Source organism: Actinomadura sp. KC345 (assembly GCF_004348515.1).
Lineage (GTDB): Bacteria > Actinomycetota > Actinomycetes > Streptosporangiales > Streptosporangiaceae > Spirillospora.
On sequence record NZ_SMKH01000500.1, the window covers coordinates 1 to 3,006 of the forward strand.

Annotated in this window: 2 protein-coding genes; one reads left to right on the forward strand and one right to left on the reverse strand. The window is 74.1% G+C overall.

The features are described from left to right. Window positions 1–1,048, forward strand: a 1,048-nt coding sequence (locus tag E1281_RS40965) for a hypothetical protein (RefSeq protein ID WP_165959309.1), incomplete at its 5' end; no start/stop codon positions are given. Between the two features lie 79 nt (window positions 1,049–1,127). Here the strand turns inward: E1281_RS40965 and E1281_RS42410 are convergent. After that, complete coding sequence (locus E1281_RS42410; protein ID WP_131884687.1) at window positions 1,128–2,708, reverse strand: nitroreductase/quinone reductase family protein; 1,581 nt, start codon at window positions 2,706–2,708, stop codon at window positions 1,128–1,130. Window positions 2,709–3,006 lie beyond the last annotated feature (298 nt).

The following is a 3,006-nucleotide window of genomic DNA, read 5'->3' on the forward strand; positions in this document are numbered from 1 at the left end:
CTGGTACGGGCTGGACCCGGCCCCCGCCCCCGCCTGGCGGGCGCCGGAGCCCGCCCGCGCCGCCGCCCGCGCCGCGCCGCTCACCTGGTTCGACGAGGAGCGGATCCTGCTGAAGGGCCAGGTGCGGGCGGCCGGAGCGCGCGGCGGATCCGGCTGGCCGGTCGCGCAGAGCCTGGCGACGTACTTCGATCTGCGCGGCCGCTACGACGAGTGGGTGGAGACCCTCCAGGAAGGGCTGCGGGCCGCCGAACGCGCCGGCGACGCGCGCGGTGCGGCCTGCATGCTCGGCCTGCTCGTCGACGCCGAGGGAAGCCGTTTCGGGCTGGCCGCCGTGATCGAGTACGCCGAGCGCGGCTTCGCCGCCTACCGGGCCCTGCCCGCCTTCCCCGAGCGGGCGGCGGCCGGTCCGGACCCGGCGCCCGAGCCGTCCGCGCTGCTCGCCGAGGCGCGCCGCGCGGGCGACCCGCTGGGCATCGGCCGGGCGGTGTACACCCAGGCGCTCGACCTCCGGGAGGCGGGCGAGCACGGCGGCTACACCGCCCTGTTCGAGGAGGCCGCGGAGGCGTTCCGGGCGTGCGGGGCGCCGATGGCGGAGTTGTGGACGCTGAAGAACCTCTCGCTCGCCGACATGAAGCGGGGGCGCCCGGACTCCGCCGCCGCCCGGATGGCGCGCGGTCTCGAGGTGATCGCGCAGATCGGCGACCTCGACGACGCCGTCCCGCTGGTCGCGGAGATCGGCGGGCTCCTGGTCGACGCGGGGCGCCTCGACGAGGCCGCCGGGCTCGCCCGCGAGACCCTGCAGCGGGCGCGCGCGCACGGCCACCGGTGGGACGAGGCCGCCGCACTCGACATCCTGGCCGACCTCAGCCGGGCGGGCGACGACCTCGGTGCCGCGGTCGACGCCCATCTCAAGGCCGTCGCCGTGTGGCGGCGGCTCGGCGCGCACGGCCACGTCTCCCGCATCATGGGCACGCTCGCCCGCCTCTGCGAGCAGATGGGGGACCCGGTGAGCGCCGCCCTGTTCCGCGCCGAGGAAGCCGCCGCCTAGAAGCCGTTGACTTGCGGCGTGTTGTTGTTATGGCGGCCCTGATAACAACAACACGCCGCAAGTGAACGAAGCCGGCGGCTTACTTCGGCGTGAGGTGGAAGATCCTCAGTTCCCGGTCCGCGCGTTCCACGTAGCGGTCGTAGACGGGCCACACCCGGGTGAGGCGGGGCCAGACCTCGGTGCGTTCGGCGTCGTCCAGGAGGTGGGCGGTGACGGTCACGCTGCGGCCCTGGAAGCTGACCTCGGCCTCGGGGTTCTTCAGGAGGTTCCCGGTCCAGGCGGGATGCTTCTCGCGGCCGAAGTTCGAGCCCACGACGAAGAATCCGCCGTCGTCGGGCAGGCACGCCAGGGGCGTCCGCCGGGGGAGTCCGCTGACCGCGCCGGTCGTCGTCAGCACGAGGCTCGGGACGAGGAGCTGGCCGAGCAGGAAACGTCCCCCGCTGACCTTGTGCAGGGCCTTGTCGACGGGCGGGACGACCTTGGGCCCGACCTTGGCGAACCACCCGGCGCCGGAGACCCGGTGGAAGATCGGCCCGAAGACGCGCTGGATCAGCGAGCGCTTCTGGTCCGGTCCGCCGCCGGGACCGTCACCCGGCGCGGGCGGCGGAGGGCGGGAAGCGGTCGCCTCCGGCATCGGCTTCTCCTCGGCGGCGAGCCGTCCGGCCCGGCGGGGCTTCAGGTGGCCGGTCTCGGCCAGCCAGCGCAGGCCGTCGGCGACCGTTTCCTCGACGGGGCGCAGGGTGAGGTCCAGCGCGTCCAGGGCGGGGCGATCGTCGGTCGGCACGAGCGTGACCATGAACTCGGCGGCGTCGCGGGTGAGCGGGTAGTCGAAGCGGCGGACGCGCTTGGCCGCGTCCAGGGCCGAGCCGAGCCCGAGCATGAGGCGGCTCGGAACCGGGACGCGGCGGCACTTCACGCCGGTCAGACGGTCGCAGAGGTCCGCGTACTGCGGCCAGGTCAGGTAGTGCCCGCCCAGCACCCACCGGCTCGGTCCCTGCCGGGCCTCGACGGAACGTGCCAGCGCCTCGCCGAGGTCGCGGACGTCGATGACCGAGACGCCGCCGCCCGGAAGCGGCCACACCTTCCCCAGCGCGGCGGCGAGCCCCTCCATCAGGGCGTCCAGTGCGGGCTGGTGGGGTCCGCACACGCCGCCCGGGTAGACGATCGTGACCGGTGCGCCGTCGGCCTGCAGTTCGCGCGCGTACCGCTCGGCGGCCAGCTTGGACCTGCCGTAGCCGGTGCGCGGGCTCGCGAGGGCGCCGTCCGCGGTGATGACCGGGGCGGACGGCGGGACGAACACACCGATCGTCGAGACGTGGACCACCGGATCGAGGCCCTGGTCGACGGCTCCGCCGACCACGTTGCGGGTGCCCCGGACGTTGACCTCCACCAGGTCGCCGGCGGCTCCGGTCACGCCGATCGCGGCCGCTGCGTGGATCGCGGCGTCGCAGCCGTCGAGCGCCTTCGTGACGGTGTCCGCGTCCAGCATGTCGCCGGGGACGAGTTCCACGTCCTCTGCCTTGACGCCGATCATCTCCAGGATCTTCGTCGCCTTGCCGGGGTCGCGGACCAGCGCGCGCGGGCGGTGCCCCGCCGCGAGCAGGGCGCGGACGGTGTAGGACCCGACGAACCCGGAGGCCCCGGTGACGAATACCCGCATGGCTCACAAACTAGCGCTTGGTAGCGCTCGGGGGACAGCCCTCGCACTCCCTCGCCCAAGAGTAACGGCCGCGTTTTCGGACACTTCCAATACCGGGAACGCGCACAACCGATCGTTGACGCTCCTGGAACGCTCCAGCACACTCGTGAGTCACCTGACCGCCGACCGGGAGGGGATCAATGAAGATCGGACTGGCCGGCGCGGGGCGCATAGGCGCGCGCCACGCCACCGCCCTGTGTGACATGCCTGAGGTGGAGGTCCTCCACCTCGCCGACGCGGACCCCGGCCGGGCCCGCGC

Bases quoted from the DNA above. Each gene is read 5' to 3' on its own strand.
- E1281_RS42410 (WP_131884687.1), bottom strand. From the start codon at position 2,708: ATGCGGGTATTCGTCACCGGGGCCTCCGGGTTCGTCGGGTCCTACACC.